Below are 22,834 nucleotides of genomic sequence, written 5' to 3' on the forward strand. Positions count from 1 at the left end.
CGCCCGTCATGCGAGGTCTTTGGCCCCTGCCCCTGATCGCCCTGCTCGTCGCCGGCGGCGCCCAGGCCCAGACGCTGCGGCTGCACAATCCAGCCGACGCCAATCGCGATGGGGTGGTCAGCGACGCCGAGCGGGCTGACTATGAAGCCCGAAAGGGCGGTCCCGCGCCCTGGGATCAGCCCAGTCCCTACGGCGTCAATGCGCCGCCGGCCGCCCCAGGGCCTGGGGTGACCTTCGCCCCGAACGAGCCGCCGTCAGGGGCGCCAGGGCCAGCGCGGCTGGAAGACCGGGCGGTGAAGGCCAGCGGCTTCGAGGAATACATCAACGCCGAGGCTGACAAGGGCCGCCGGCGAGACTGATCAGGCGACCGCCAGGGCGAAGTCGAGCGCCGCGGTGACGTGGGCCAGGGCCGAATCCACCACAGGCAGCCCTACCGAGTCGGGCTCCAGCAATAAGCCAAGCTCGGTGCAGCCGAAGATGACGCTGTCGGCGCCATCGGCCCGGCCCCGCTCGATCATGGCCATGACCGCCGTCCGAGACACCACATCGATCACCCCCTGGCACAGCTCGTCATAGATGATGGCGTGCAGTCGCTCGCGCGCGGCATCCCCCGGGATCATGGGCTGAAGCCCATAAGCCTCCAGGCGCTCGCGGTAGAAGCTCTCTTCCATGGTGAAGCGGGTGGCCAGCAACAGGGGTCGCTTCACCCCCTGCTCGACCAGGGCGCCGGCGGTGGCGTCGCCGATATGGATCAGGGGCACGGAGATGGCGGCGGCGACCTCATCCGCCACCAGATGCATGGTGTTGGCGCAGATCAGCACGGCTTCCGCTCCGGCCCGCTCCAGCACGTGGGCGGCCTGGGCCAGTTGCGCCCCGGCGCGGCCCCACTCGCCGGCCGCCTGCATCTGGGCGATGGGCGCGAAGTCCACCGACCACAGGAGAAGCTCGGCCGAATGCAGGCCGCCCAGCCGGGCGCGAACCCCCTGATTGAGCAGCTGATAGTAGGTGGTGGTGCTCTCGGCGCTCATGCCGCCGATCAGGCCCAGACGCCGCATGTCGCCTCGAAGTTCTTCAATCCCAGGGGCCCTGCCTATCCCTCGCCCAGGGAGTCGCCAAGGGCCGCGCGCCGCTTCAGGCGCCGCCCAACTCCAGAAGAGCCTGGGCCAGACGATCAACCTCGGCCGGGCGGGTGAACAGGCTGACCGTGGCCCGCACGCAGGACCCGCTGGCCAGGCCGTGCCGGGCGACGGTGAAGATGCCGAAGCGCTCCAGCAGCGCGCGTGCAAGGTCGGCGTTCTCCGCCGGGGTCATCCGGCCGGTCAGCCGAAAGGCCCCCAGCGCAGAGCCCAGGCGGTCATCGTCCGGCGTCAGGATCTGCACGCCTGGAACCCCGCGCAGGGGTTCGGTCCACCGGCGGCGAAGATAGGTCAGGCGTGCGGCCTTGGCCGACGTCCCGATGGCCTCGTGGAAGTTGAGCGCGTCCTCCATGGCCAGGTAGGCGGCCATGTTCGCGGTGCCTGTATGGACCCGCAGCCGCACGTCGCCGGCGGCGTAGTCGTCTGCGCCCATGAAGGGGTCGATATCCGGAATACGGGCCTTGGCGATGTAGAGGACACCGACCCCGATGGGGGCCCCGATCCATTTGTGGCCGTTCAGCCCGACGAAGTCCGCGCCGAGGTCACGCAGGTTGGTCCCCACCTGCCCCCAGGCGTGGGCGGAATCGAGTATGACATCCACGTTCCGCGCTCTGGCCAGGGCGGTGATCTGGGCCACCGGCAGATGCAGGCCATTGCGGTGGCTCACCTGGGTCAGCAACATCAGCCGCACCCGGGGATGGGCCTCCAGCGCCTGGGCATAGGCTTCCACCAGACCCGCTTCCGTGGCCGGCTCGGGCAGGCTGACCCGGATCAGATCCGCCCCGCGGCGATCCTTCAGCCAGGCCATGGCGCTTTGCATGGAGTCGTAGTCGAGATCGGCGATCAGCACCTGGTCGCCGGCCCTGAGCCGGTTGTAGCCGCCGATCAGGGCCTGCAAGGCCTCGGTGGCTCCGCGGGTGAAGGCGATCTCGTCTGGCTCCACGCCCAGATTGGCGGCCACCCGGGCGCGGATCCTAGCCAGGTCGCCCCCGTAGTCCCGGCGCGAATAGTAGGAGTTGCGGCGATTGACCATCGCCTGGTGGCGCTCATAGGCGGCCAGGACGGGCCGCGCCATGATCCCCCAGTTTCCGTTTTCCAGCTGGATGACGTCGTCGGCGAGATCGTACTGGGCGGCGATGCCGGCCCAGTACGTCTCGTCAGCGGCCATGACGATCCCCCCCGCAGGCGACGCGGCGGCCAAGGCCTGTGAACCTGCGCCCAGAGCCAGACCTGCGGCGACCACGCCCCGGCGGGTGAGTTTCGTCATGGCTGAACGCCCCTAGAAGCTGGTGTCGAGGCGCAGATAATACATCGCCCCATTGGTGTCGTAGGGCGAGTTCCGCGAGTAGACGAGCCCGCGGCTGGCCTGGAAGACCGCCTCATCCGGATAGGAGTCGAGGACGTTCTCCGCCCCGAGCCGGATGGAGACGTGCTCCGACGGGGCGTAGCTGAGCGCCAGGTCGAAGAAGGTCATCGCCCCGAAGTCCTGGAAGATATCGCCGGTGGCGTTGCCGGTGGAGTCCGTCCAGGAGCCGTAGTAGCGCATGCGGCCCAGGACCTCGAAGGGCCCGACGCCGTAGGTGGCCGAGGCGGTCGCATTGTGCTGTGGCCGGGATTCCTCGAACAGACGCTGCTGGGTCGGATTGGCGGCGATGGAGCCGGCCGTGACCTCGGTCTGATTGTAGTTGTAGGCCGCCGTCAGATTGAGCCGGCCAGGACCCAGGTCGCGGTCATAGGCGCCCACCACATCGACGCCGCGGGTGCGAGTGTCGAAGTCGTTGGCGAACCAGTTGATGCGGGTGAAGGCCGAGGCGCCAGGCACGCCGGCGGCCACCAGCTGGGCGCGAATGGCGGGGGTGACGGTGATCCCGGCCGAGGTCGAGAAGCGGTCGCTCACATCGATCTGATAGGCGTCGATGGAGCCGGAGAAGCCATAGTCCGTGCGCCAGGTCAGGCCCGCGGTGATGGTCTCGGAGGTTTCCGGCTCCAGGGGCTCTGCGCCCAGGAAGGCCGCCACCGGATTGGTCGGCGACAGGCGGCCCGAGGTGAAGAGCTGCAGGGTCACGGTGTCCAAGCCTTGCGAGGTGCTGGTGGAGTTCAGCTGGCCAGGCGTGGGCGCGCGGAAGCCGCTGGACCAGGCGCCGCGGACGGCGAGGTTGTCAGTGATGGCGTAGCGGCTGGCGATCTTGCCGTTCACCGTGTCGCCGAACTCCGAGAAGTCCTCGTAGCGAAGCGCGCCGCCGAGGCTCCAGGCCTCCGTCAGCTGGGCCTCAATGTCCACATAGGCGGCGTAGCTCTCCTGGTCCCACTCGCCGGCCTGGATGTCGCTGAAGCCCGGGAAGCCGTTGGAAGCCGGCGCCAGGCCAAAGGCCGCGCCAGGGCCCACGGCGTAGGACTCGGGATCGCCTGCGCGGATGGCGTAGGTCTCGACCCGACGCTCGGCGCCGAACGCGATGTTCAGCGGGGCGGCCAGGGCGGCCACGTCCATCCGATAGACGGCGTCGGCGTTCAGGTTGAACTCCGACTGCACCAGCCGGCCAAGATCGAAATCGGTGGGGCTATTGGGGCCGAGCGAAGCGTTGATGGTGTTGTTGAGGAAGAAGGCCGTGTCGTTGCGCCCGTAGGAGGCGCTCAGGTCCCAGGTGAAGTCGCCCGCCACGTCACGGAAGCCGGCCAGGGTCTGATAGTCCTTGGACTCGACGCCCTCGATCGGGGTGAAGCCGGCCGGATAGATGCTGCGCAGGTCAAAGCCCGGGAAGACGGTCGTCGTGCGATAGATGCCCGGATTGGTCGCCGGGTTGCGCCAGTTGATGTCGTTGACGCCCTCGGTCTCGGTATAGGTGACGAAGCCGTAGAGCTCGCCGGCCTCGCCGGTGTCGACCACCGTGTTCAGGCCGAGCGCCCGGGTCTCCAGGTCGGGATTGCCCCAACGCTGCACGGGATTGGGGACCTTCAGGGTCGGGTTGGCCGCCTGGAAATCGATGGCGTCCTGCCGCTGACGGGTGCGCGAGGTGGCCTCGGCGTCCGACCATTCGGCGGTCAGGTTGAAGTTGGCCGAACCGATCTCGACGCCGGCCTGCACGCCGGCGCGATAGGTAACGCCGTCGCCTTCGGCGAACTGGCCGGCCTGGGCGAAGCCACGCACGCCCGGCTGGTCATTGAGGATGACGTTGATCACGCCAGCGATGGCGTCGGAGCCGTACTGGGCCGAGGCGCCGTCCCGCAGCACCTCGATCCGCTTCACCGCATAGGAGGGGATCTGCGCCAGGTCAGCCGACTGGGCCCCGCGCGAGCCCAGGAAGGCCGAGCGGTGGAAGCGCTTGCCGTTCACCAGCACCAGGGTCTGGTCCGGCGACAGGCTGCGCAGGGTCGCCGGGCGAACGAACTGCAGGCCATCGGAGGTCGGCAGGCGCTGGACGATGAAGGACGGGATCTGCTGAGCAAGGTTCTCGCCCAGCTGGGCGGTGGCCGAGGCCTGGATCATCTCTTCCGACAGCACATCCACCGGCGCCAGGGTGGTGAACTGGGTGCGCCCGACCTCGCGGGTGCCGGTGACGATCAGCTCATCGACGGTGGCGCTGTCGTCCGCATGGGCCTGCCCGCCGAGGGCGCCGATTGCCATGGTGATTGCGACGGTGGCGTACAGTCTGCGCTTCAGACCCGAATAGTGCATTGTTTATCCCCGATTCCAGGTCGAGTGTTCTCGACGGCGCCGCTCTGGACCCGGGCGATGACAGCCCTGCGACGGGGGGATGAACTTTCGTAGGGTTGGAAGAACGGGGACAGGCGAACCTGTCCCCACAGATGTCTAGAGCGCCGCCTTCACGGCGCCGACAACCTCGGCGTCCATCGGGTCGGTGCGTGGTCCGAAGGCGCGGATCAGAGCGCCATCCTTGCCCACCAGGATCTTGTGGAAGTTCCAGGCCGGGTCGGCGGACTCCCCCAGCTCGGCCTTGGCCCACTGATAGAAGGGGTGGGCGCCCTCGCCCTTCACATCAGTCTTGGCGGTCAGCGGAAAGTCGACGCCATAGGTGGTGGCGCAGAAGGCCGCGATCTCGGCCTCGGTCCCCGGCTCCTGGCCGGCGAACTGATTTGAGGGGACGCCCAGCACCACCAGGCCCTGGTCGCGATAGTCGGCATAGAGCTTTTCCAGACCCTCATATTGCGGCGTCAGACCGCATTTCGAGGCGGTGTTGACCACCAGGACCACCTTGTCCCGGAACGTCGTCAGGGGCAGGTCGGCCCCATCAATGGCTTGAAAGGCGAAATCATATGCGTTGGTCATGGGGCGCTCCTGCAGGGCTGTTTCTGCAAGCTAGGGGCGGGGCGGCGGGCCTGAAACCCTAGCCTTGCAGAAACACGGTCGGGATGAGCAGAAAGCCGATGACGACCAGGATGACCGCGGGCCAGCGCCAGACCCCCATGCCGCGCCAGCTGACCGCCAGGGCTGGTCCCCATCCGGCCGCCCGCCGCTCGGCGCGCATCAGACGCAGGGCGTAGATGGCCACGCCGGAAACCGACAGGCCGGTGAGCGCCAGGCCAAAGACGAACCAGATGAGCTTGGTGGCGAGCCCACCCCAGGTCCCGAAATGCAGCGGGTCGGCGGCCTCCGAGATCCGCTGATGCAGGTTCAGGTCGCGACCATCATTGACCAGCAGGACCTGGCCGGTCTCCGCCTCGGTCCAGATGGCGTTGGCCCGAGACCTCACCAGGATCGCGTCGTCCTGACCGTGCAGGACGAAGGCGCCGGACTTTTCGGTCGGAAACAGGATGCGTTCGAGGCGCAGGTCCGGATTGGCGGCCTTCGCCGCCGCCACCGTATCCCCCAGGCGCTCAGCGAGGGCCAGGACGCTCCCGGAGGCCGGCTCGACCTTGGCCGACGGTGCGGGCGGCGCAGGAAAGGCCATCTCCTCGGCCATGTACCAGAGGCCGGTCAGGATCATCAGGAGCACGAACCAGAGGCTCCACAAGCCGGCCAGGCGGTGGAAGTCGCCCAGGGCTGTGCGGAGGTCGTTGAGGCGTATGGGCCTCAGAAAACCTCGCCACCATTTCTTGTAGACCACGAAGGAGGTGACGAGGCTGACCGCCAGCAGAAACGATAGGGACGTCACGATGGGCACGCCGATGGGGATCGGCATCATCAGGTGACGATGCATGTTGCGCAGGATGCGCTGGGCGCTGACCCAGTGTCCGGTTCCCTGGAACTCGCCGGTCGCTGGATGGGCGTAGACGAAGGACAGGCCCCCGTCGGGCGCCTCCAGGATGGCGGCGGCGGCGAACCAGGGGTCCACCGGGCCTTCCAGGCTGATGACCCGCCCCGCCCCGGCCTCGGTCGCCGCCGTCCTGGCGACGGCCGCCCAGTTCACCTCAGCGCCGACCGTGGCGGGATCGACCCGCATGGCCGGCCGCAGCAGCCAATCGATCTCATGGCTCAGGGTGGCAAGGGTACCGGTGAGCAGAATGAAGCTCAGCAGGATCGAGAATTTGAGCCCGGCCCACTGGTGGACCTCCCACCAGAGCCGAGCCGCCTTCTTCCGGGGCTTGGCCCGGCCCAGCCCCTTCCCCTCAGCGTCCAGGGCTACCATCGCCGGGAGAGTTCAAGGAAGACCGACCTGGGATCGCCCGGGAAGTGGCCGGTGCGGTCGATGAAGCCCGAGGCGGCGTAGACCTCGTCGGTCAGATTGTCGATCCGGACCAGGGCCCGCCAGGGGCCGCGGGTGTAGATGATCGAGGCGTCGAAGACGAGATAGGGCCGCACCTTCTGGTCGGACATGGAGCGGCGGACATCCACATAGTCGCCGCCCAGGGCCACGGCGAGGCCCAGGTCCGGGAACTGGTAGCGCGTCCAGAAGCCGACCGTGTGCTCCGGGGCGTTGGCGAAACGGTCGCCGACGCTGTTGGTGATGGCGGTGCGCCCATTGTCAGCAGTGATGCGGGTGTCGTTGTAGGCGTAGGAGGCCGTCAGCACCCAGTCGGCGGTGATGTCGGCGGCCAGATCGAACTCCGCCCCCTTGCTGGTGATTTCGCCGAAGGCCAGCAGGTCGTTGGTCCCGTCGCCCCCCACATCCCCGCGGGGATCGGCCTGGAGGATGTTGGTCCTGGTGATGTGATAGACCGCCGCCGAGCCCTGCAGCCGACCGCCCATCAGCTCGCTCTTCAGGCCCGCCTCGAACATCTCGCCCTCGGTGGGGGCGAAGGGACCGCCAGCCAGGGGCGTCTGGCTGCTGGCGCCCTGGGGCTCGAAGCTCTGCGCCCACTGGCCATAGATCGAGACATCGGGCCGTACGCGGTAGACGAGGCCCGCGCGCCAGGTCAGGGCGTCATCCTCGAAGGACGCCGCGCCCGATACGTCCTTGAAGCTGTCATAGCGGGCGCCCACGGTCCCGATCAGGTTTCCGACCGTCGCCTCATAGAGCAGGTAGCCGCCCGCCCGATCCGACTCGGTCAGCGAGAGGGTGTAGGCCGGAAGCCGATAGCTGCTGATGGGGGTCACCCCGTAGACAGGGTTGAAGAGGCTCAGCGGCGTCGGCGCGGTTGGGCTGACCGCCAGGGTTCCGTTGACGCCGCGGCTTTCGAAGGCGAGCTCATTGGTGAACCAGTCCGCGCCGGCCAGCAGGCGGCTCTCCACCCCCGCCAGGTCGAAGGCCCAGATCAGATTGGCGCCGGCCGACCAGTTGGACTGGTCGCGGATCTGGTCGCGGTACTGCCGCAGGGAGGTGTCGAAGACGCCATCGCCGTTGGTGTCCCGCAGGCCGAACGGCTCATGGTATTTCTGGGTCTCCAGTCCTTCGGTGTAACGGACCGCCGCATTCAGGGTCAGGGAGTCGCCGACTTGCGCCGCCCAGCTGGCCTGAACCACACTGGCTTCCAGCCGCAGGAAATCGCCCGGCTCGTTGTGGTTCCAGCGCCGGTCGGTGAGGAACTCCCCCAGATTGTTGGTCGGTACGCCCCGAAGGCGGTTGCCGGGCAGGTTCTGGTCATAGTGGGTCGCCTGGAGGTTCAGCTCGCCGAGCGGAAGCTCGATCTTCAGGCCGCCGTCCAGAATGAGGATTTCCGAGCGGGCGTTCACCCGCGGGGTGTTCTGTTCCTCGTAGAAGGCGCCCAGGCGCCCCGAGACGCCCTCCACCGGCAAGGCGCCGGTGACCTCGGCCGAAGCGCCGTAGCGCGCCTCAGTCCCCACCACCGCGGCGACGCGGGCGGAGAACGCCTCATCGGGCTTCTTGGTCACATAGTTGAACAGACCGCCCGGCGCGCCCGGGCCATAGAGCATGCCGGCCGGCCCTTTGAGGAACTCCACCCGCTCCACATTGAACAGCTGGGGCACCGAAAATCCGGCATAGGGGTCGCCGCGCAGGCCATCGAAGAAGATCTCCTCCTGACGGAACCCGCGGGCCGTGACCCCGGCATAGGAGAAGAAGCTGACGCCCGAAATGCTGCGATAGAGGTCCTGGGCGTCGCGGGCGCCCTGGTCGGCGATGAGCTCGGCGTTGATCACCTGGATCGCCTGGCTGGAGTCCAGCGGCGGCGTCGGCAGGCGGCCGGCCTGCGCCTCCTGGGTGCGGTAGAGCTGTTGGGCGCGGCCGGTGACGACCACTTCGCGCACCTCGGCGTCCTGAGCCTGAGCGCCCGAAGCCAGGGCGGTCAGGGCCGCCGAGATCATCAAAATGTGCCGCATCATATCCCCCATAACGGCCGCATTATGCGACCGCTTCGCAGTCGCATTGCTGCCTCAGGACTGAGGGGATTGGCAAGTCAATTGTTGCGACCGCGTCGCATTTTTAACGCAATCGGGGCGGCGGCCTCAGGCCACGGCGTCGAGCCCCTGCTCGACGGCCAGAGCTAGGTCGAGGGCGGCGATCGCCTCAGCGGCGGTGACGATAGGCCGTGGCGCCTCGCCGCGCACGGCGGCCAGGAAGGCCTCGATGCTGGCGCCCAGGGTGTCCTTGGCCGCCGGCGTTTCGGCGAAGTCGGCGTTGAGCGTAAAGCCGGTGGTATTGCGGAACTCGCGGGTCAGGAAGTCGATCTCCAGCTCGCCTGTGGGATAGACGAGCTTCATGGTCCGCCGCCGCGCCTCGGCGACCCGGGAGACGTCGAACAGGGCGGTGAAGCCGTCGTCGAAGGTCACCTCGCTGCGGGCTACGTCCCAGGACTCCGAGCGCAGGATCGCCCCCTCCCCCTCGGCGGTCACGGGATCAGCCTTCGACAGGGCCAGCGCCAGATCCAGGTCATGGATCATCAGGTCGAGCACCACGGACACATCCAGGCCGCGGTCCGAGGCCGTGCCGTGCCTCAGAGCCTCCAGCCGGAGGGGCTGGGCGGGAATGTCGAACAAACCCATGACCTGGAACAGGACCCGCTCCTGATGACCGCAGGCGACCACCAGGTTTCGCCGCGCGGCCTCCTGGGCCACCGCGTCGGCCTTGGCGACGTCTGTCGCGATCGGCTTTTCGATATAGACGGGTTTGCCCGCCTTCACCGCCGCCAGGGCCTGCTCGGCGTGCCAGGCGGCAGGCGAGGCGACGGTCACCACATCGACCGCCTCAAGAAACTCTTCCAGGGAGGCGAACGCCCGGCCGCCGAGCGGCATAGCCAGCGCCGCCGCCCGTTCAGGATGGGGGTCATAGACCGCCGCCAGATCGACGCCCGGCAGTCGCGCATACTGTCGCGCGTGATAGGCGCCGAAGACGCCGGCGCCGATGACGCCGCCTCGCAGGGACTCGCTCATATCACCTCCATGGGCCGGGGGCCGCCTAGCATGATCCGCCAGGCGTGCGCCACCATCCCAGGTCGGAGGCGACCGTCGATCTAGCGGGCGGTGAGCTCGGTCAGCACCGGCATGGGCTCGGCGTCCTGATACTTGAAGCTGACCCGCGAGCCCGGCTCCAGCGGGGCCTCGGCCAGGACGGTGGCATAGGCGCGGAACTCCTGACGCCCGGCGGCTTGACCGCCCTCCACACCCTCGTGGTCGATGGCCAGGGTGCGGCCATCAAGGCTGGCGATCACGCCGACGCCGCTCAGCTCAGGGCCAGTGGGAACCGCTTCCACCGCGCTGGCGTCCGCGCTCGCGCCCGAGGTTTCGGACGATTGTCCACAGGCGGCAAGCGCCAGGGTGGAGGCCAGGGCGGCGACGAACAGGACAGCTCTCATCGGGAATCTCCGGGGACGAACGAAAGCGCACCATAGCCATCTTGTGTGTCTTGTGAACGACATGCCATTGGCCGCGCCCGGCGGAGGGGTTACAAACGACGCTTCTCCCCCTTCCGTCCGGAGCCTTGCCGTGTCGCGCCTCTTCAGCGCCTACCTGATTGTTGACTGGAGCGCGGCGGCCAAGCCGGGCACGGGGACGGACTCCGTCTGGATCGGGGTGCTGAAGCGCGACGTGCGATTCCGCATGTCCTTTGAGTCCCATAATCCCGCCACCCGCGGTGAGGCCGAGAAGCTGCTGGGCGTGATCCTCGACGACCTGAAAAAGCGCGGGGAGCGGGCCTTGCTGGGCTTCGACTTTCCCCTGGGTTTCCCCCGGGGGTTCGCGGCAGGCCTCAACCTGACGGGCGATCCCCCCTGGCGGGCGGTCTGGGATCAGATCGACAAGATGGTCAAGGACAAGGCCGACAACACCAACAATCGTTTCGGCGTCGGTTCGGAGCTGAACCGGCGGCTGACCGGCGGCCCCTTCCCTTTCTGGGGCTGCCCGCCCAAGGACGCTCTGACCACCCTGCAGCCCAAGCGCACGCGGGCGCACGGCCCTGACGACCTGCCGGAATTCCGCCGCGCCGACGAGGCGGCCAAGGGCGCGGCCTCGATCTGGAAACTCTATTACAACGGCTCGGTCGGCGGTCAGGCCCTGCTGGGCATTCCGGCGGTGAAGCGCCTGAAGACCGCCCGGGGCGAGGCCCTGCGCGTCTGGCCGCTGGAGACGGGTTTTGGGGCCCTGAAGCCCGCCGATCTGGACGGCGTCGAAGTGGTGGTGGCCGAGGTCTATCCCTCGCTCCTGAAGATCAAGGCGCAGCCTGGCGAGGTGAAGGATCTGGTCCAGGTCCGCGAGACCGCCGAGCATTTCGCCAAGCTGGACGAGGCTGGAAAGCTCGCCGAGCTGTTCGCCGCGCCCAAGGGCCTGGACGAGGCCGCCCTGGCCGAGGCCGAGCGGGAAGAAGGCTGGATCCTCGGCGCCTGAGCCGCCGGCCCGCCTCCTCGTCAGCCTGCCTAGAGCGGATGCAGCGACAGCCGCCAGAAGCGCGCCGAGAGCAGGCCCACTGAGACCAGGCTGGCCAGGATCACCGCCCAGACGAGGCCGGTGACGCCCATCCCCATGGGCAGGGCGAGCCACCAGGCGAGCGGCATCATGATCACCACATAGCTGGTCAGGTGGGTGATGGTCGGCATCCACACGTCGCCCCGGGCCCGCAGGGCCTGGGCGATGACCACCTGCAGGCCGTCGGCCAGCAGGAACAGGCATGACAGGGCCAGGGCCGCGGCGGCCACGGCGATCACCTGCGGATCGGTGGTGTAGGCCGCGGCGATCCAGGGCGCGGCGGGCCAGATGATGAAGGACACGACGACCCCGAAGACGGCTGTGACGCCGAACCCGACCATGGCGGCGCGGATGACGCCGGCCCGGTCGCGACCGCCATAGGCGCTGCTGACCAGAACGGCGGTCGCTGCGGCCAGGCCCAGGGGCGCCATGAAGACCATGGAGATGACGTTGAGCACCACGGTCCAGGCCGCCAGGGCCAGGGTTCCGATCCAGCCGGCCACCACATTGAGCGAGGCGAAGGCCGCCACCTCGAAGAAGTTCGAGGCGCCGGCGCCATAGCCGATCTTGCGCTGCTCGGCCTCGGCCAGACGGTCGCGGGCCGGCTTGGCGAACACCCCCAGCTCGCGGGCCTCGGCCATGCGGGCGATGTAGACGAGCAGGCCCGCCACCAGGAAGGCCCGGGCGGCGAAGGTGGCCCAGGCGGCGCCCACCGCGCCCAGGGCCGGCAGGCCGAACAGCCCCGGGACCAGCAGCAGCAGGAACAGCAAGTTCACCACATTGGCGAGCCACATGATGATCATGGCCGGCCCTGGCCGCGACAGCCCCTCCAGCCAGAAACTGGCGGCGCACGCCACGACATAGGTCGGCAGGGAGAGGGCGAAGATGATCACCGGGCCGACGGACCCCGCCGCCAGGCTGGGCTCCAGCCCGATCCGCGACAGGCCCCAGGGCGCGACGGCGATGAGGACCAGCATGGAGGCGAGGCCGATCCAGGAGCCATAGACCAGGCCGCGACGGAGCACCGCGCCGCTCTCATGCCGGCGCCCCTCGCCCACGGCGCGGGCGGTCATCACCTGCACCCCGGTCAGCAGGCCGATGGCCATGGTCAGGATGACCGAGGTCGGCGCCCAGGCCATGGCGTGGAAGCCCAGCTCGACGGCCGAATAGCGCCCCACGACGATGGCGTCCATCAGACCCATGGTCATGATGCCCAGGCGCGCGAGCACCACCGGCCCCGACAGCCTTAGCAGTCGCCGCAGGTCCTGACGGACCAGCAGATGTCGCCCGGGCGTCGGGGAGGACTCCGGGCTTACAGGGCGGGTCATGGGATCACCAGCCAGACAGCGGCGCGGACAAGGTCCGTCGCCGGGAGAGGTTCGCCCGCCAGGCCTGACCTGACGGACCAAGGACGCTAGACCGCGACGCGGCGGGCCATGTCGATCCGGTCTTCCTTGAGCTTTTCAGCCACCAGGAAGGCCAGTTCCAGGGCCTGCTCGCCGTTCAACCGCGGGTCGCAGTGGGTATGGTAGCGGTCAGCCAGGTCGCCTTCAGTCAGGGCCCGGGCGCCGCCCAGGCATTCGGTGACGTTCTGGCCGGTCATCTCCAGATGCACGCCGCCGGGGTGCACGCCCTCGGCCTTGGCGATCTCCACGAAGGACTTCACCTCCGACAGGATGCGGTCGAAGGGCCGGGTCTTGTAGCCGTTGGCCGCGGTCAGGGTGTTGCCGTGCATCGGGTCGATGGCCCAGACCACATTGCGGCCGCCGGCCTTGGTGGCCTGCATCAGGCGCGGCAGGCGGTCGGCGATCTTGTCGTGACCAAAACGCCCATAGAGGGTCAGGCGGCCGGCCTCGTTCGCCGGGCTCAGCGCATCGATCAGGCGCAGCAGTTCATCCGGCTCCAGGGTCGGGCCGACCTTCACGCCGACGGGGTTCTTCACGCCACGGCAGAACTCCACATGGGCGCCGTCCAGCTGGCGGGTGCGCTCGCCGATCCACAGCAGGTGGGCCGAGGTGTCGTACCAGTCGCCCGAGGTGGAATCGACGCGGGTCATCGCCTCTTCGAAGCCCAGCAGCAGGGCCTCGTGGCAGGTGAAGAACTCCACTCGGTGCAGGTCGGGATGGCTGTCGGGGGTGACCCCGATGGCGGCCATGAAGGTCAGGGCTTCGCTGATCTTCTCCGACAGCTCGCGGTAACGGGCGCCCTGCGGGCTGTCATTGACGAAGCCGAGCGTCCAGCGGTGGATATTGTAGAGGTCGGCATAGCCGCCGCCGGCGAAGGCCCGCAGCAGGTTGAGCGTCGAGGACGACTGGGCGTAGGCCTTGAGCAGGCGTTCCGGGTCCGGCGCGCGGGCCTCGGGCGTGAACTCCATGCCGTTGATGTTGTCGCCGCGATAGGACGGCAGCTCTACGTCGCCGATCTTCTCTACGGCTGAGGAGCGCGGCTTGGCGAACTGGCCGGCCATGCGCCCGACCTTCACCACCGGCTTGCCGCCGGCGAAGGTCAGGACCACCGCCATCTGCAGGATCAGGCGGAAGGTGTCGCGGATGTTGTCGGCGTGGAACTCCTTGAAGCTCTCGGCGCAGTCACCGCCCTGCAACAGGAAGGCCCGGCCCTCGGCCACGTCCCCCAGCAGGGACTTCAGCCGCCGCGCCTCACCGGCGAACACCAGGGGCGGCATGCCGCGCAGGGTCTGCTCCACACGCTCCAGGGCGGCGGCGTCCGGATAATCGTCCGGAATGTGCTTGGCGGTCTTGGCGCGCCAGGAGGCCGGTTTCCAGTTGTCGCTCATCACTCTGAAGCTCCGCGTCGTCCCGAGGCTGTGGGGCCTTGCAATGACCCTGAGACGAAAGTGGGGCCTTCTACTCCGATATGGGGGGATAGGTCGATGCTCTGCGCGCGCTGGCGGGCTTGGCCAAGCGTGCGGCGACGGGCAGACGTTGGGCGGCGGCGGCCGAGACCACGGCCAGGGCCCCGAGCGCCAGCCACCACTCCTGCCAGACCCCGAAGCTGACCGCCGCGAAGGTGAGATAGCTCACAGCCGCCGCCGCGCCGGCCGCCGCGCCCAGGTCAGGATGACTGCGTTCCTGGCGATGAAAGATGGTGACCCAGAACACGGTGGCGGCGGCGGCGCCGATCACCCCCAGCTCCAGCCAAACCTGCAGGGCGGCGTCGTGCGGATGGAGGCGGATGCCGGGACCGAACATGCGGCTGGCGTCCAGGCCCCAGCCCTTGAGGGGCTTGTCGCTGATCCAGTCGACCGCATAGCTCCAGTAGTCCATGCGCATGCTCCAGGAGAGGCTGACCCTGTCCTGCAGCGCCCCATAGATCCCCTGCGCCCGCAGCGTCCAGAGGATCAGCGGCGTGGCGAGGAAGAAGAAGCCGGCGCCGGCGCCGAGCACCCGAGGCGCGATCACCGGCCAGCGATAGACGGCCGCGCCCGCCAGACTGGCGCCGGCCAGGGCGATCAGGGGGGCGTCGGCGTTCAGACCGACGCCGCCGGCCACGACGCCAGCGGCCATCAGCACCGCCAGCTGCCACCAGCCGAGCCGGAGGGCGGCCAGTGCCGCAGGCCCCCAGAGCACCGCCAGAACGAACACCCCTTGAGCGACATTGCGCACGGCAAGGTCTGGGCGGATCGGATCGCCGATCGCCTGCCGCAGCGCCTGATAGACGGCGGCGCCGGTCACCGCCTCGATGATGAGCATCACCGAAAGGCCGGACATGCCCCACATGAAGACAACCATGGCCAGGCGAAGGCCCTGAGCCTCGGCCCGGCGCACAGCACTAAAGGCCGCCCAGTAGAGGACCGCCTGGCAGGCCAGCTTCACCGCATTGGAGCTCCAGAGCGCCTCGGGCTCATAGGGACTCCACAGCATCGAGCCCGCCGCCCAGATCACCAGGACAAGGAGGGCGAGCGCGGCCGGGCGGTCAGCCTCGCGCACTTCCAATCCAGGCAGGGTCAGCAGACCGACGATGCTCAGCAGAACGGCGAAGGCCAGCGGCCCCACCCACCCCAGGGGACCCGCCAGGCCCGCGCCGAAGATCAGCACCCAGGCGCACCAGCGGGCGAAGCCCGCACCACCGATGAAAGACGTCGTCGTCACGCCACCGGGCCCAGATCCTGCGGCATATACTTCTCGCGCATGGTCACCAGCTCTTCGGCCAGGGTGGGATGCACCGCGCAGGTGGAGTCCCACTGGGCCTTGGTCACGCCCATCTTCAGGGCGATGGCGGCCATCTGGATAATCTCCGGACCATCCGGCGCAACCACATGGCAGCCGAGCAGCTTCTGGCTCTTGGCGTCCACCACCAGCTTGATCAGGGCCCGCTCCTCCCCGCCGGAGAAGGTGTGCTTCATGGCCCGGAACCTGGACAGATAGACATCCACCTGACCGTGGACGTGGCGGGCCTCGGCCTCGGTCAGGCCCACCGAGCCGATGGCCGGCTGGGAGAAGACCGCCGAGGCGACCATCTCGTGGTCGAAGGTGGTCGGGTTGTCATAGAATTCCGTCTGGGCGAAGGCCGCGCCCTCGCGGATCGCCACCGGGGTCAGGTTGATGCGGTTGGTGACGTCGCCCACCGCCCAGACGGACTCCACATTGGTGCGGGAATAGTCGTCCACCACGATGGCCCCGTCGTTCACCGCCACACCGGCGGCCTCCAGGCCCAGGCCCTCCACATAGGGCTCGCGGCCCAGGGCGAAGAGGACGAGATCGGCCTCGATGGCGGCGCCGCTGGACAGGTGGCTGACCAGCCCGTCCTCGGTCTTCTCCACCCGCTCATGCTGGCAGCCGAGCAGGACATTGATCCCCTTGCGGGTCATTTCTTCGGCCAGATGCGCGCGGACGTGGTCGTCGAAGCCACGCAGGATGTTGGGGCCCCGGTGAACCAGGGTCACATCCACCCCAAGGCCCTTGAAGATGCAGGCGAACTCCACGGCGATATAGCCGCCGCCGGCGATCACCATCCGCTTGGGCAGCTCGGCGATGTGGAAGGCCTCGTCTGAGGTGATGACATGCTCGATCCCCGGCAGGTCCTTGGGAACCCACGGCCGGCCGCCGGTGGCGATCAGGATCCTGCCCGCCGTGACCGTCTTGTCCTTGCCGACCAGCTCGACGGTGTGGGCGTCCACCAGCCGGGCCTTGGCGTGGACCAGCTCAGCGCCGGCGTTCTGCAGGTTGGTGACATAGATCCCCGACAGCCGAGCGATCTCCTTGTCCTTCTCCGCCAGAAAGCTGGGCCAGTCGAAGCGCGGGGCCTCGCCAAAACTCCAGCCATAGGCCTCAGCGGTCTTGAAATGTCCGGCATACTCCGAGGCGTAGACCATGAACTTCTTGGGCACACAGCCGCGGATGACGCAGGTGCCGCCCACCCGGTCCTCCTCGGCGACGGCCACCTTGGCGCCGCTCATGGCGGCCAGTCTCGCAGCGCGCACACCGCCGGAGCCGGCGCCGATGACGAACAGGTCGTAGTCGTACTGGGCCACGCTCAGGTCACTCCACGTCTAGGGTTCGAGGGTGACGACGCCCTGGGGCGTCCCCACCAGGGCCAGATCGGCCAGGTCCAGGAAAAGGCCGTGATCGACCACGCCGGTGACGCTCTTCAGCGCATCGGCCAGGGCCGCGGGGTCCTCGATACGACCACAGGCGGCGTCATAGATAAGGTTGCCCCCGTCTGTTCGCACCGGCGCGCCGTCCTTCACCCGCAGGCGCGGGGCGACGCCGAGCTCGCATTCCGACAGGGCGTCGCAGATGCGCAGGGCGGTGGTTTCATGGGCGAAGGCGACCACCTCGATGGGCAGGGGGAACTTGCCGAGCATCGGCACGCGCTTGGCCGCGTCAGCGATGACCACGCAGCGGCGCGAGGCCTCCCAAACCAGTTTTTCGCGCAGCAGGGCCGCGCCGCCACCCTTGATCAGGGAAAGGGCTGGGCCGATCTCGTCGGCGCCGTCCACGGTGAGGTCGATGGACTTCACGGGGCCAAGTTCGGTGAGCTTCAGCCCCAGACTCTCGGCCAGTTCGGCCGTGGCCACAGAGGTGGAGATACAGGTCACATCCAAGCGCCGGGCGGCCAGGGCCTTGACGAACCAGGCCGCGGTCGAGCCGGTGCCCAGGCCCACCACCATGCCGGCCTCGACCATCTCTGCGGCGGCCTCGCCGGCGGCCTTCTTCCGGGCGTCTGCGTCCATCTGGATTCCGTGTCTCGGTCGCCGGGGGCGGCGGAAGGCTCCGTTCTAGGCGCCCTGGGCCGGGAAGGCCACGCCCAGGGCCCTAACCGATCAGCGCTTTTTCGGTCGGGCGGCCTTGGCGGCGCGGAAGCGGGCGGCCCAGCCGGGCTTTTCCGTCTGGCCGCCGCGCTCCAGGGCCAGGGCGTCAGGGGCGACATCGCGGGTGATCACCGAACCTGAGCCCGTATAGGCGCCGGCCCCGATGCGCACGGGCGCCACGAGGGCGGTGTTGGAGCCGATGAAGGCGCCCTCCCCCACATGGGTCTCGAACTTGTCGAAGCCGTCATAGTTACAGAAGATCGTGCCGGCCCCGATATTGGCCCCGGCGCCCACCGTGCCATCTCCCAGATAGGCGAGATGGTTGGCCTTGGCGCCCTCGCCGACCACGACCTTCTTCACCTCGACGAAATTGCCGATATGGGCCCGCGCGCCGATCTGCGCGCCTGGCCGCAGGCGGGCATAGGGTCCGACCAGAGCCCCCTCGCCGACCTGGGCGCCCTCCAGGTGGCTGAAGGCGCGGATCACGGCGCCGGCCGCCACCCGGACGCCCGGGGCGAAGACCACGAAGGGCTCCACCGTGGCCCCGGGCGCAATCTCGGTATCCCAGGAAAAGTGCACGGTTTCGGGGGCGGGCATAGCCACCCCCTCGCTCAGGAAATGATGGCGTCGCCGCTGCTGAAAGATGGCCTCGGCCGCCGACAGCTGGGCCTGAGAATCTGCGCCCATCACCGCGCTCTCGGGGGCGAAGACGGCGCGCACCTGGATCTCGTCGGAGACGGCGATGGCCACCACCTCGGTCAGATAGTACTCGCCCTTGACGTTGGCGTTGCCCACCCGGGCCAGCCAGCCGAGCAGCTGCGCCCGATCGGCCGCCATCATGCCGGAGTAGCAGGCCTTGACGTGCCGCTCTTCTTCGCTGGCGTCTCGCGCCTCGACGATGCGCAGGACGTGGCCGTCGGCCCCGCGGATCAGCCGGCCATAGAGGGCCGCATCGGCCGGCTCGAAGCCCAGCAAGGCCAGGCCCACCCCCTGCGCGCGCAGGGCGAACAGCGGCTCCAAGTCCTTGCCCTCCAGAAGCGGACAGTCGGCGTTGGTCACCAGCACCTCGCCGTCGAAGTCGGCCAGGGCCTCAGCTGCGGCCAGCACGGCATGGCCGGTGCCCAGCGGCGGGTCCTGCACGGCGACGGCGCCCTCCCCCAGCCGCGCGACCACGGCGGCGCGCACCTCCGGGCTGTGGGTCCCGACCACCACGACCACCCGGTCGCACCCGGCCGCCTGGACCGCATCGATGGCCCGGTCGAGCATGGTGCGGCCGCCAACCTTGTGCATCACCTTGGGCGTAGGCGACTTCATCCGCGTGCCCTGGCCCGCGGCGAGGATGACGGCGGCGCGGGGTCTGGCGCTGGAGGTCATGGGGCAGGTCCTTGGCGAGTCGACGGCGTTGCAATCATGGGGCGTTTAGCCGAAACGGCGACAGGTTTCGACGTCAGGAGACGAACAGTCATGGCCGCCCCCCTCGATCTGACGGCCCTGGCCGGCGCGACGCTGGCCTTTGACCTGGACGGCACCCTGGTGGACACCGCCCCCGACCTCGTCGGCACGCTGAATGTCATCCTGCAGGAGGAGGGCCATGCCCCCCTGCCGCTCGGCGAGGCGCGGCCCTTCATCGGCAAGGGCGCCCGCTGGCTCTTGCAGCGCGGCTTCACCGAGGCCGGCCATCCCATCGCCGACGAGGCCATGGGGAGCCTCTTCGAGCGGTTCATCGCGCGCTACAACGCCCATATCGCCGATGAGAGCGTCCCCTTCCCCGGCATGGTCGAAACGCTGGAGACCCTGCGCGGCGCCGGCGCCCGGCTGGTGGTCTGCACCAACAAGCGCACCGACCTCTCCACCAACCTGCTGGACGCCCTGAACCTGTCATCCCTGTTCGAAGCCATTGTCGGGGCCGACGCCGCGCCGGCCCAGAAGCCTGACCGCCGTCACCTGGAGACCGCCATCGCCCGGGCCGGCGGGCGCCTCGACCGCGCCGTCATGATCGGCGACGCCGCCCCCGACGCCGGCGCGGCCCGGGCGGCCGGCGTGCCCCTGGTGCTGGTCAGCTTTGGCTATACCGAGGTTCCGGTGGCCGAGCTCGGCGCCGACATCCTCATCGACCACTACGCCGACCTGCCCGACGCCTGTTTGCAGCTACTGGCGGCTTGCCCCCGGCCAAACGAGACGTTATAGGGCCGTCCCTTCCGATGGATGCGTAGCTCAGCGGGAGAGCACCTCGTTCACACCGAGGGGGTCACAGGTTCAATCCCTGTCGCATCCACCATTCCTTTCAGCGGGTTAGAGATTTCTCCCCGCGGCGCTGGCCCGCTTTGTGGCCGACAAGCCGAGACCAGGACGCCCGCCAACCCGAACTGAGTGGGTCGGCGCTTTGGTTTGCGCCGCGTTCACCACTCCGAATGATCTGGCGCCTATGGCTGAACTGCAGTTCTCCAGTGTGGTCAGTCCGGGCTCATGAGCCTCTTGCGAACGAACTCAAACCGGTCGGTGCGCAGTCTGCTTAGTCTGCAGTCTGGCGCCTCGACGGCGCGCGCCCTGAATCTGACCGCGACCTGGCGCAAGCACCAACGCGAGCCTGGCTATATCGAGAACGCCTTCTTCCGAAGCCCGGTGCTCAATCGCGCCATCATCCTGAAACACCGCCTGCGGGCCGACGAGGTCGAACTGCTCGGCTCCTACCGGACGACGGCGACGAAGGTGATCCTGCCCCTCGATCCCTCTGACCTGCGGGTGGGGGCGCGGTCCTTCTTCATCTACCAGACCGGCTACCGGTCGTTGCTGGCGGAGGTCGCTACCGGCGACCTGACCGCTGACCGGCGGGATGAAACCCTGCTGCACATCCTCGATGGCCTGCCCTCCCTGGACCCGTTCCTGATGCGGGAGCGGTTGCGGCAGGAGGAATTCACCCCGGACCGGTGCTATTTCAACCTGTCAGAGGCCGATTCCGCCCAGATGTTCGAGTTCGTCCGCCGGGAACTTCGCCCCCTGGTCGGCATGAGTTTCGATGATGTGGACGTCCGCATGTTCGAGAAGACCGACAAGCTCGCCCACAAGATCATGGCCAACGCCGCGGATGCGGAGCTGGAGCCCCTGCGCCGGGGGCTCAACATGGAGAAGGCCGCCTTCGAGGAGGGCATCTTCTGCTGGAAGGGCTTCATCTACTACAAGTGGACCCTCAACAAGCTGCTGCCACAGGTGCGCCCGGTCTCCGAGGAGATCGCCGGCATCAAGCCCAGCGACAAGCCGACCATGGAAGACAAGATCTACATGGATGCGGCCAGAGAGCGGCTGGCCCAGTCCATCGACGATGCGGTCGTCACGGTCCGCAACACGCTGAAGGTCTATGACAAGGCCTATCGGGACCTGACCCACAACGGTAAACCCGCAGCGTTCCGAGAGTTTCTGATGAAGGCGCCCAGCCTCTTCTACGAACTCGGGGAGCGCCTGGGCAGCGTCGATCACATCGTCAGCTTCTGGCGATACAGGTTTCCGGCCGACGTCCGCCCCAAGGTCTTGACCGAAGACTTGTTCGACATCCTGGCCGATTTCGAGGCGAGCCTCAGCTTCGAACCTCACTACCACTTCCCACGCTAGAGCATTTTCCGATAAGTGTGACGCGGTTATCTGATCAAAAATGTTCTAACTTTATGATTTATAGCCCTTAGTTGCAGCCGCAGGCTGGCTTGAGGGGGCGCGCGATGGGGGATGAGGTGGCCGGGGCCTGGACCGACGATGACCTTCGGCCGCTCCCATCGCCTCACCGGGAGGACGCCGATCAGGCCCTCGCCTCGGCCCTGGAAAGCGCGCGCGATCGCCTTCTGGACCGGTCCCTGCGCAACCGGTTGATCAACACCCCCCTGGGCTCCGCCACCGCCCGTCAGGTGCGGATTTCCGGACGCCGGTCTGACGACGTGTTCCGGACGCTCAGCGCCGGGCGAGTCATGACCTTCGCCGCCGGCGCTGAGGCCTCAGCTGCAGAGCCTTCGCTCGACATCGGCGAACGCCCCTCTCGTGAGGGTCGCTTGCCCACCTCCATGACCGCCGACGCCCTCCAGAAGCGCCTGCTGAGCCTCTATTATGAAGGCCAGACCCTGGAGGAGGAACAGGGGGTCAATGTGCTGTTCCTGGCCCTGGGCTTCCTGGAGTGGCGGGAGACCCGCGCGGCAGACACTCCCCGCTACGCGCCGCTGATCCTACTGCCGGTGGACCTCGCCCGTGACGGGGCCAAGGACCGTTTCAAGCTGGAGCTTCGTCCCGACGATCTGATCGCCAATGTCAGTCTGCAGGCCTGGCTGAAGGACAATTTTGGCCTCGCCCTGCCCGACCTGCCTGATGACGAGGACTGGACGCCATCCGACTACGCCGCCCAGGTCGCCGCGGCCATCGGTGAACGGCCCGGCTGGAGGGTCCGTGGCGACGACATCTTGCTGGGCTTTTTCTCCTTCGCCAAGTTCCTGCTCTGGCGGGATCTGGACCCGGCCAACTGGCCAGGGTCAGGCCAGCTCACAGGACATCCGATCCTGCGCCAGGTCCTGCTGCGCGATGATCAGGAGGTGGAGGACACGCCGCTGATCGGGGACGACGGGCGGATCGACGAGGCCTTCCCTCTTGCCGAGCTGATCCACATCACCGACGCCGACAGCTCCCAGGCCATCGCCATTCAGGAGGCCATGGCCGGCAAGAACCTGGTCATTCAGGGCCCGCCCGGGACCGGCAAGTCGCAGACCATCACCAACATCATCGCCGGCGCCGTGCACCGGGGCCGCAGCGTCCTATTCGTCGCCGAGAAGATGGCCGCCCTGGAGGTGGTGCATCAGCGGCTGGTGGACCGGGGCCTGGCGCCCCTGTGCCTGGAGCTGCACAGCCGCAAGGCGGCCAAGACCCAGGTTCTGGACCAGCTCAGGCGCTCCAGGGACGCGACCATGCCGGCGGGCGGGGGAACGGGGATCCTCGACCTCCTGTCGGCGAGCCAAGGTCAGTTGCGCGCCCATTCGGACCGCCTCCACCGGCGGGGCGGCGCCGGGCTTTCGGCCTTCGACCTGATCGGCGCCATGAGCCTGCTGCAAAGCCAGGGCGCGCCGTCCCCGGGGTTCGAACTGCCCGAAGCTGCCGACTGGGGAGCCGATACTTTGGAGGCGGCGCGAGCCCGGGCGGAACGTCTCG

At 68.3% G+C, this 22,834-nt stretch carries 19 protein-coding genes and 1 tRNA gene; 6 read left to right on the forward strand and 14 right to left on the reverse strand.

Annotated elements, in window-relative coordinates; translation table 11 throughout:
* The first annotated feature begins 8 nt into the window (after positions 1 to 8).
* On the forward strand, positions 9 to 359 hold the full coding sequence (locus Q8N19_RS10560; RefSeq protein ID WP_305590425.1) for a hypothetical protein: 351 nt from the start codon (positions 9 to 11) through the stop codon (positions 357 to 359).
* Here the strand turns inward: Q8N19_RS10560 and Q8N19_RS10565 are convergent, their stop codons facing one another.
* The 8 genes from Q8N19_RS10565 to Q8N19_RS10600 form a co-directional block, all read right to left on the reverse strand.
* Entirely contained in the window at positions 360 to 1,055 is a 696-nt protein-coding gene (locus tag Q8N19_RS10565; protein WP_305590426.1) for an aspartate/glutamate racemase family protein, read from the reverse strand.
* A gap of 76 nt (positions 1,056 to 1,131) precedes the next feature.
* Entirely contained in the window at positions 1,132 to 2,403 is a 1,272-nt protein-coding gene (locus Q8N19_RS10570; protein ID WP_305590427.1) for an aminotransferase class V-fold PLP-dependent enzyme, read from the reverse strand.
* 12 nt (positions 2,404 to 2,415) lie between these two features.
* Positions 2,416 to 4,809, reverse strand: coding sequence for a TonB-dependent siderophore receptor (locus Q8N19_RS10575; RefSeq protein WP_305590429.1), 2,394 nt, complete (start codon positions 4,807 to 4,809; stop codon positions 2,416 to 2,418).
* A gap of 135 nt (positions 4,810 to 4,944) precedes the next feature.
* Positions 4,945 to 5,421, reverse strand: a complete 477-nt coding sequence (locus Q8N19_RS10580; RefSeq protein ID WP_305590431.1) for a glutathione peroxidase — start codon at positions 5,419 to 5,421, stop codon at positions 4,945 to 4,947.
* A 58-nt stretch (positions 5,422 to 5,479) separates the two neighbouring features.
* Positions 5,480 to 6,721 carry a PepSY domain-containing protein gene (locus tag Q8N19_RS10585; protein ID WP_305590433.1) on the reverse strand — a complete coding sequence of 414 codons (1,242 nt, stop codon included), beginning with the start codon at positions 6,719 to 6,721 and terminating at the stop codon, positions 5,480 to 5,482.
* Entirely contained in the window at positions 6,715 to 8,811 is a 2,097-nt protein-coding gene (locus Q8N19_RS10590; RefSeq protein ID WP_305590435.1) for a TonB-dependent siderophore receptor, read from the reverse strand. Before Q8N19_RS10590 ends, Q8N19_RS10585 begins: the two co-directional genes overlap by 7 nt.
* 126 nt (positions 8,812 to 8,937) lie before the next feature.
* Positions 8,938 to 9,861 carry a Gfo/Idh/MocA family protein gene (locus tag Q8N19_RS10595; protein ID WP_305590437.1) on the reverse strand — a complete coding sequence of 308 codons (924 nt, stop codon included), beginning with the start codon at positions 9,859 to 9,861 and terminating at the stop codon, positions 8,938 to 8,940.
* 80 nt (positions 9,862 to 9,941) lie between these two features.
* On the reverse strand, positions 9,942 to 10,283 hold the full coding sequence (locus tag Q8N19_RS10600) for a copper-binding protein (protein ID WP_305590440.1): 342 nt from the start codon (positions 10,281 to 10,283) through the stop codon (positions 9,942 to 9,944).
* A 130-nt stretch (positions 10,284 to 10,413) separates the two neighbouring features.
* Here Q8N19_RS10600 and Q8N19_RS10605 point away from each other — a divergent pair, with 130 nt between their 5' ends.
* Positions 10,414 to 11,310, forward strand: a complete 897-nt coding sequence (locus tag Q8N19_RS10605; protein WP_305590442.1) for a cobalamin biosynthesis protein CbiG — start codon at positions 10,414 to 10,416, stop codon at positions 11,308 to 11,310.
* Between the two features lie 29 nt (positions 11,311 to 11,339).
* Here Q8N19_RS10605 and Q8N19_RS10610 read toward each other — a convergent pair whose 3' ends face one another.
* From Q8N19_RS10610 to glmU, 6 genes are all read right to left on the reverse strand, one after another.
* Positions 11,340 to 12,716 carry an MATE family efflux transporter gene (locus Q8N19_RS10610; protein ID WP_305590444.1) on the reverse strand — a complete coding sequence of 459 codons (1,377 nt, stop codon included), beginning with the start codon at positions 12,714 to 12,716 and terminating at the stop codon, positions 11,340 to 11,342.
* A gap of 86 nt (positions 12,717 to 12,802) precedes the next feature.
* The gene (locus tag Q8N19_RS10615; protein ID WP_305590446.1) at positions 12,803 to 14,182 is read right to left on the reverse strand and encodes a class II 3-deoxy-7-phosphoheptulonate synthase; all 1,380 of its coding nucleotides are present in this window, start codon (positions 14,180 to 14,182) and stop codon (positions 12,803 to 12,805) included.
* A 70-nt stretch (positions 14,183 to 14,252) separates the two neighbouring features.
* Positions 14,253 to 15,497 (reverse strand): O-antigen ligase family protein, encoded by a 1,245-nt coding sequence (locus Q8N19_RS10620; protein ID WP_305590448.1) that lies wholly within the window; start codon positions 15,495 to 15,497, stop codon positions 14,253 to 14,255.
* A complete protein-coding gene (gor, locus tag Q8N19_RS10625; RefSeq protein ID WP_305590450.1) occupies positions 15,494 to 16,879 on the reverse strand; it encodes a glutathione-disulfide reductase in 1,386 nt (461 codons plus the stop codon). The genes Q8N19_RS10620 and gor overlap by 4 nt, the downstream gene beginning before the upstream one ends.
* Positions 16,880 to 16,897: 18 nt before the next feature.
* Complete coding sequence (rpiA, locus tag Q8N19_RS10630; RefSeq protein ID WP_305590452.1) at positions 16,898 to 17,581, reverse strand: ribose-5-phosphate isomerase RpiA; 684 nt, start codon at positions 17,579 to 17,581, stop codon at positions 16,898 to 16,900.
* Between the two features lie 90 nt (positions 17,582 to 17,671).
* Positions 17,672 to 19,033 (reverse strand): bifunctional UDP-N-acetylglucosamine diphosphorylase/glucosamine-1-phosphate N-acetyltransferase GlmU, encoded by a 1,362-nt coding sequence (gene glmU / locus Q8N19_RS10635; protein ID WP_305590454.1) that lies wholly within the window; start codon positions 19,031 to 19,033, stop codon positions 17,672 to 17,674.
* Between the two features lie 90 nt (positions 19,034 to 19,123).
* On the opposite strand from glmU, the gene Q8N19_RS10640 reads away from it, so the two are divergent.
* The 4 genes from Q8N19_RS10640 to Q8N19_RS10655 all read left to right on the forward strand — a co-directional run.
* Entirely contained in the window at positions 19,124 to 19,846 is a 723-nt protein-coding gene (locus tag Q8N19_RS10640) for an HAD-IA family hydrolase (protein WP_305590456.1), read from the forward strand.
* Between the two features lie 16 nt (positions 19,847 to 19,862).
* Positions 19,863 to 19,937 (forward strand) — tRNA-Val (locus Q8N19_RS10645).
* Between the two features lie 221 nt (positions 19,938 to 20,158).
* Positions 20,159 to 21,265 (forward strand): hypothetical protein, encoded by a 1,107-nt coding sequence (locus tag Q8N19_RS10650; protein WP_305590458.1) that lies wholly within the window; start codon positions 20,159 to 20,161, stop codon positions 21,263 to 21,265.
* A 104-nt stretch (positions 21,266 to 21,369) separates the two neighbouring features.
* The coding region (locus tag Q8N19_RS10655) for a DUF4011 domain-containing protein (RefSeq protein WP_305590461.1) at positions 21,370 to 22,834 on the forward strand (1,465 nt) is incomplete at its 3' end.

Source organism: Phenylobacterium sp. (assembly GCF_030693405.1).
In the GTDB taxonomy this organism is placed as follows: Bacteria; Pseudomonadota; Alphaproteobacteria; order Caulobacterales; family Caulobacteraceae; genus Phenylobacterium.

Bases quoted from the DNA above. Each gene is read 5' to 3' on its own strand.
- Q8N19_RS10560 (WP_305590425.1), top strand. From the start codon at position 9: ATGCGAGGTCTTTGGCCCCTGCCCCTGATCGCCCTGCTCGTCGCCGGC.
- Q8N19_RS10615 (WP_305590446.1), bottom strand. From the start codon at position 14,182: ATGAGCGACAACTGGAAACCGGCCTCCTGGCGCGCCAAGACCGCCAAG.
- Q8N19_RS10610 (WP_305590444.1), bottom strand. From the start codon at position 12,716: ATGACCCGCCCTGTAAGCCCGGAGTCCTCCCCGACGCCCGGGCGACAT.
- Q8N19_RS10580 (WP_305590431.1), bottom strand. From the start codon at position 5,421: ATGACCAACGCATATGATTTCGCCTTTCAAGCCATTGATGGGGCCGAC.
- Q8N19_RS10595 (WP_305590437.1), bottom strand. From the start codon at position 9,861: ATGAGCGAGTCCCTGCGAGGCGGCGTCATCGGCGCCGGCGTCTTCGGC.
- Q8N19_RS10640 (WP_305590456.1), top strand. From the start codon at position 19,124: ATGGCCGCCCCCCTCGATCTGACGGCCCTGGCCGGCGCGACGCTGGCC.
- Q8N19_RS10600 (WP_305590440.1), bottom strand. From the start codon at position 10,283: ATGAGAGCTGTCCTGTTCGTCGCCGCCCTGGCCTCCACCCTGGCGCTT.
- glmU (WP_305590454.1), bottom strand. From the start codon at position 19,033: ATGACCTCCAGCGCCAGACCCCGCGCCGCCGTCATCCTCGCCGCGGGC.
- Q8N19_RS10575 (WP_305590429.1), bottom strand. From the start codon at position 4,809: ATGCACTATTCGGGTCTGAAGCGCAGACTGTACGCCACCGTCGCAATC.
- Q8N19_RS10585 (WP_305590433.1), bottom strand. From the start codon at position 6,721: ATGGTAGCCCTGGACGCTGAGGGGAAGGGGCTGGGCCGGGCCAAGCCC.
- Q8N19_RS10590 (WP_305590435.1), bottom strand. From the start codon at position 8,811: ATGCGGCACATTTTGATGATCTCGGCGGCCCTGACCGCCCTGGCTTCG.
- Q8N19_RS10570 (WP_305590427.1), bottom strand. From the start codon at position 2,403: ATGACGAAACTCACCCGCCGGGGCGTGGTCGCCGCAGGTCTGGCTCTG.
- rpiA (WP_305590452.1), bottom strand. From the start codon at position 17,581: ATGGACGCAGACGCCCGGAAGAAGGCCGCCGGCGAGGCCGCCGCAGAG.
- Q8N19_RS10565 (WP_305590426.1), bottom strand. From the start codon at position 1,055: ATGCGGCGTCTGGGCCTGATCGGCGGCATGAGCGCCGAGAGCACCACC.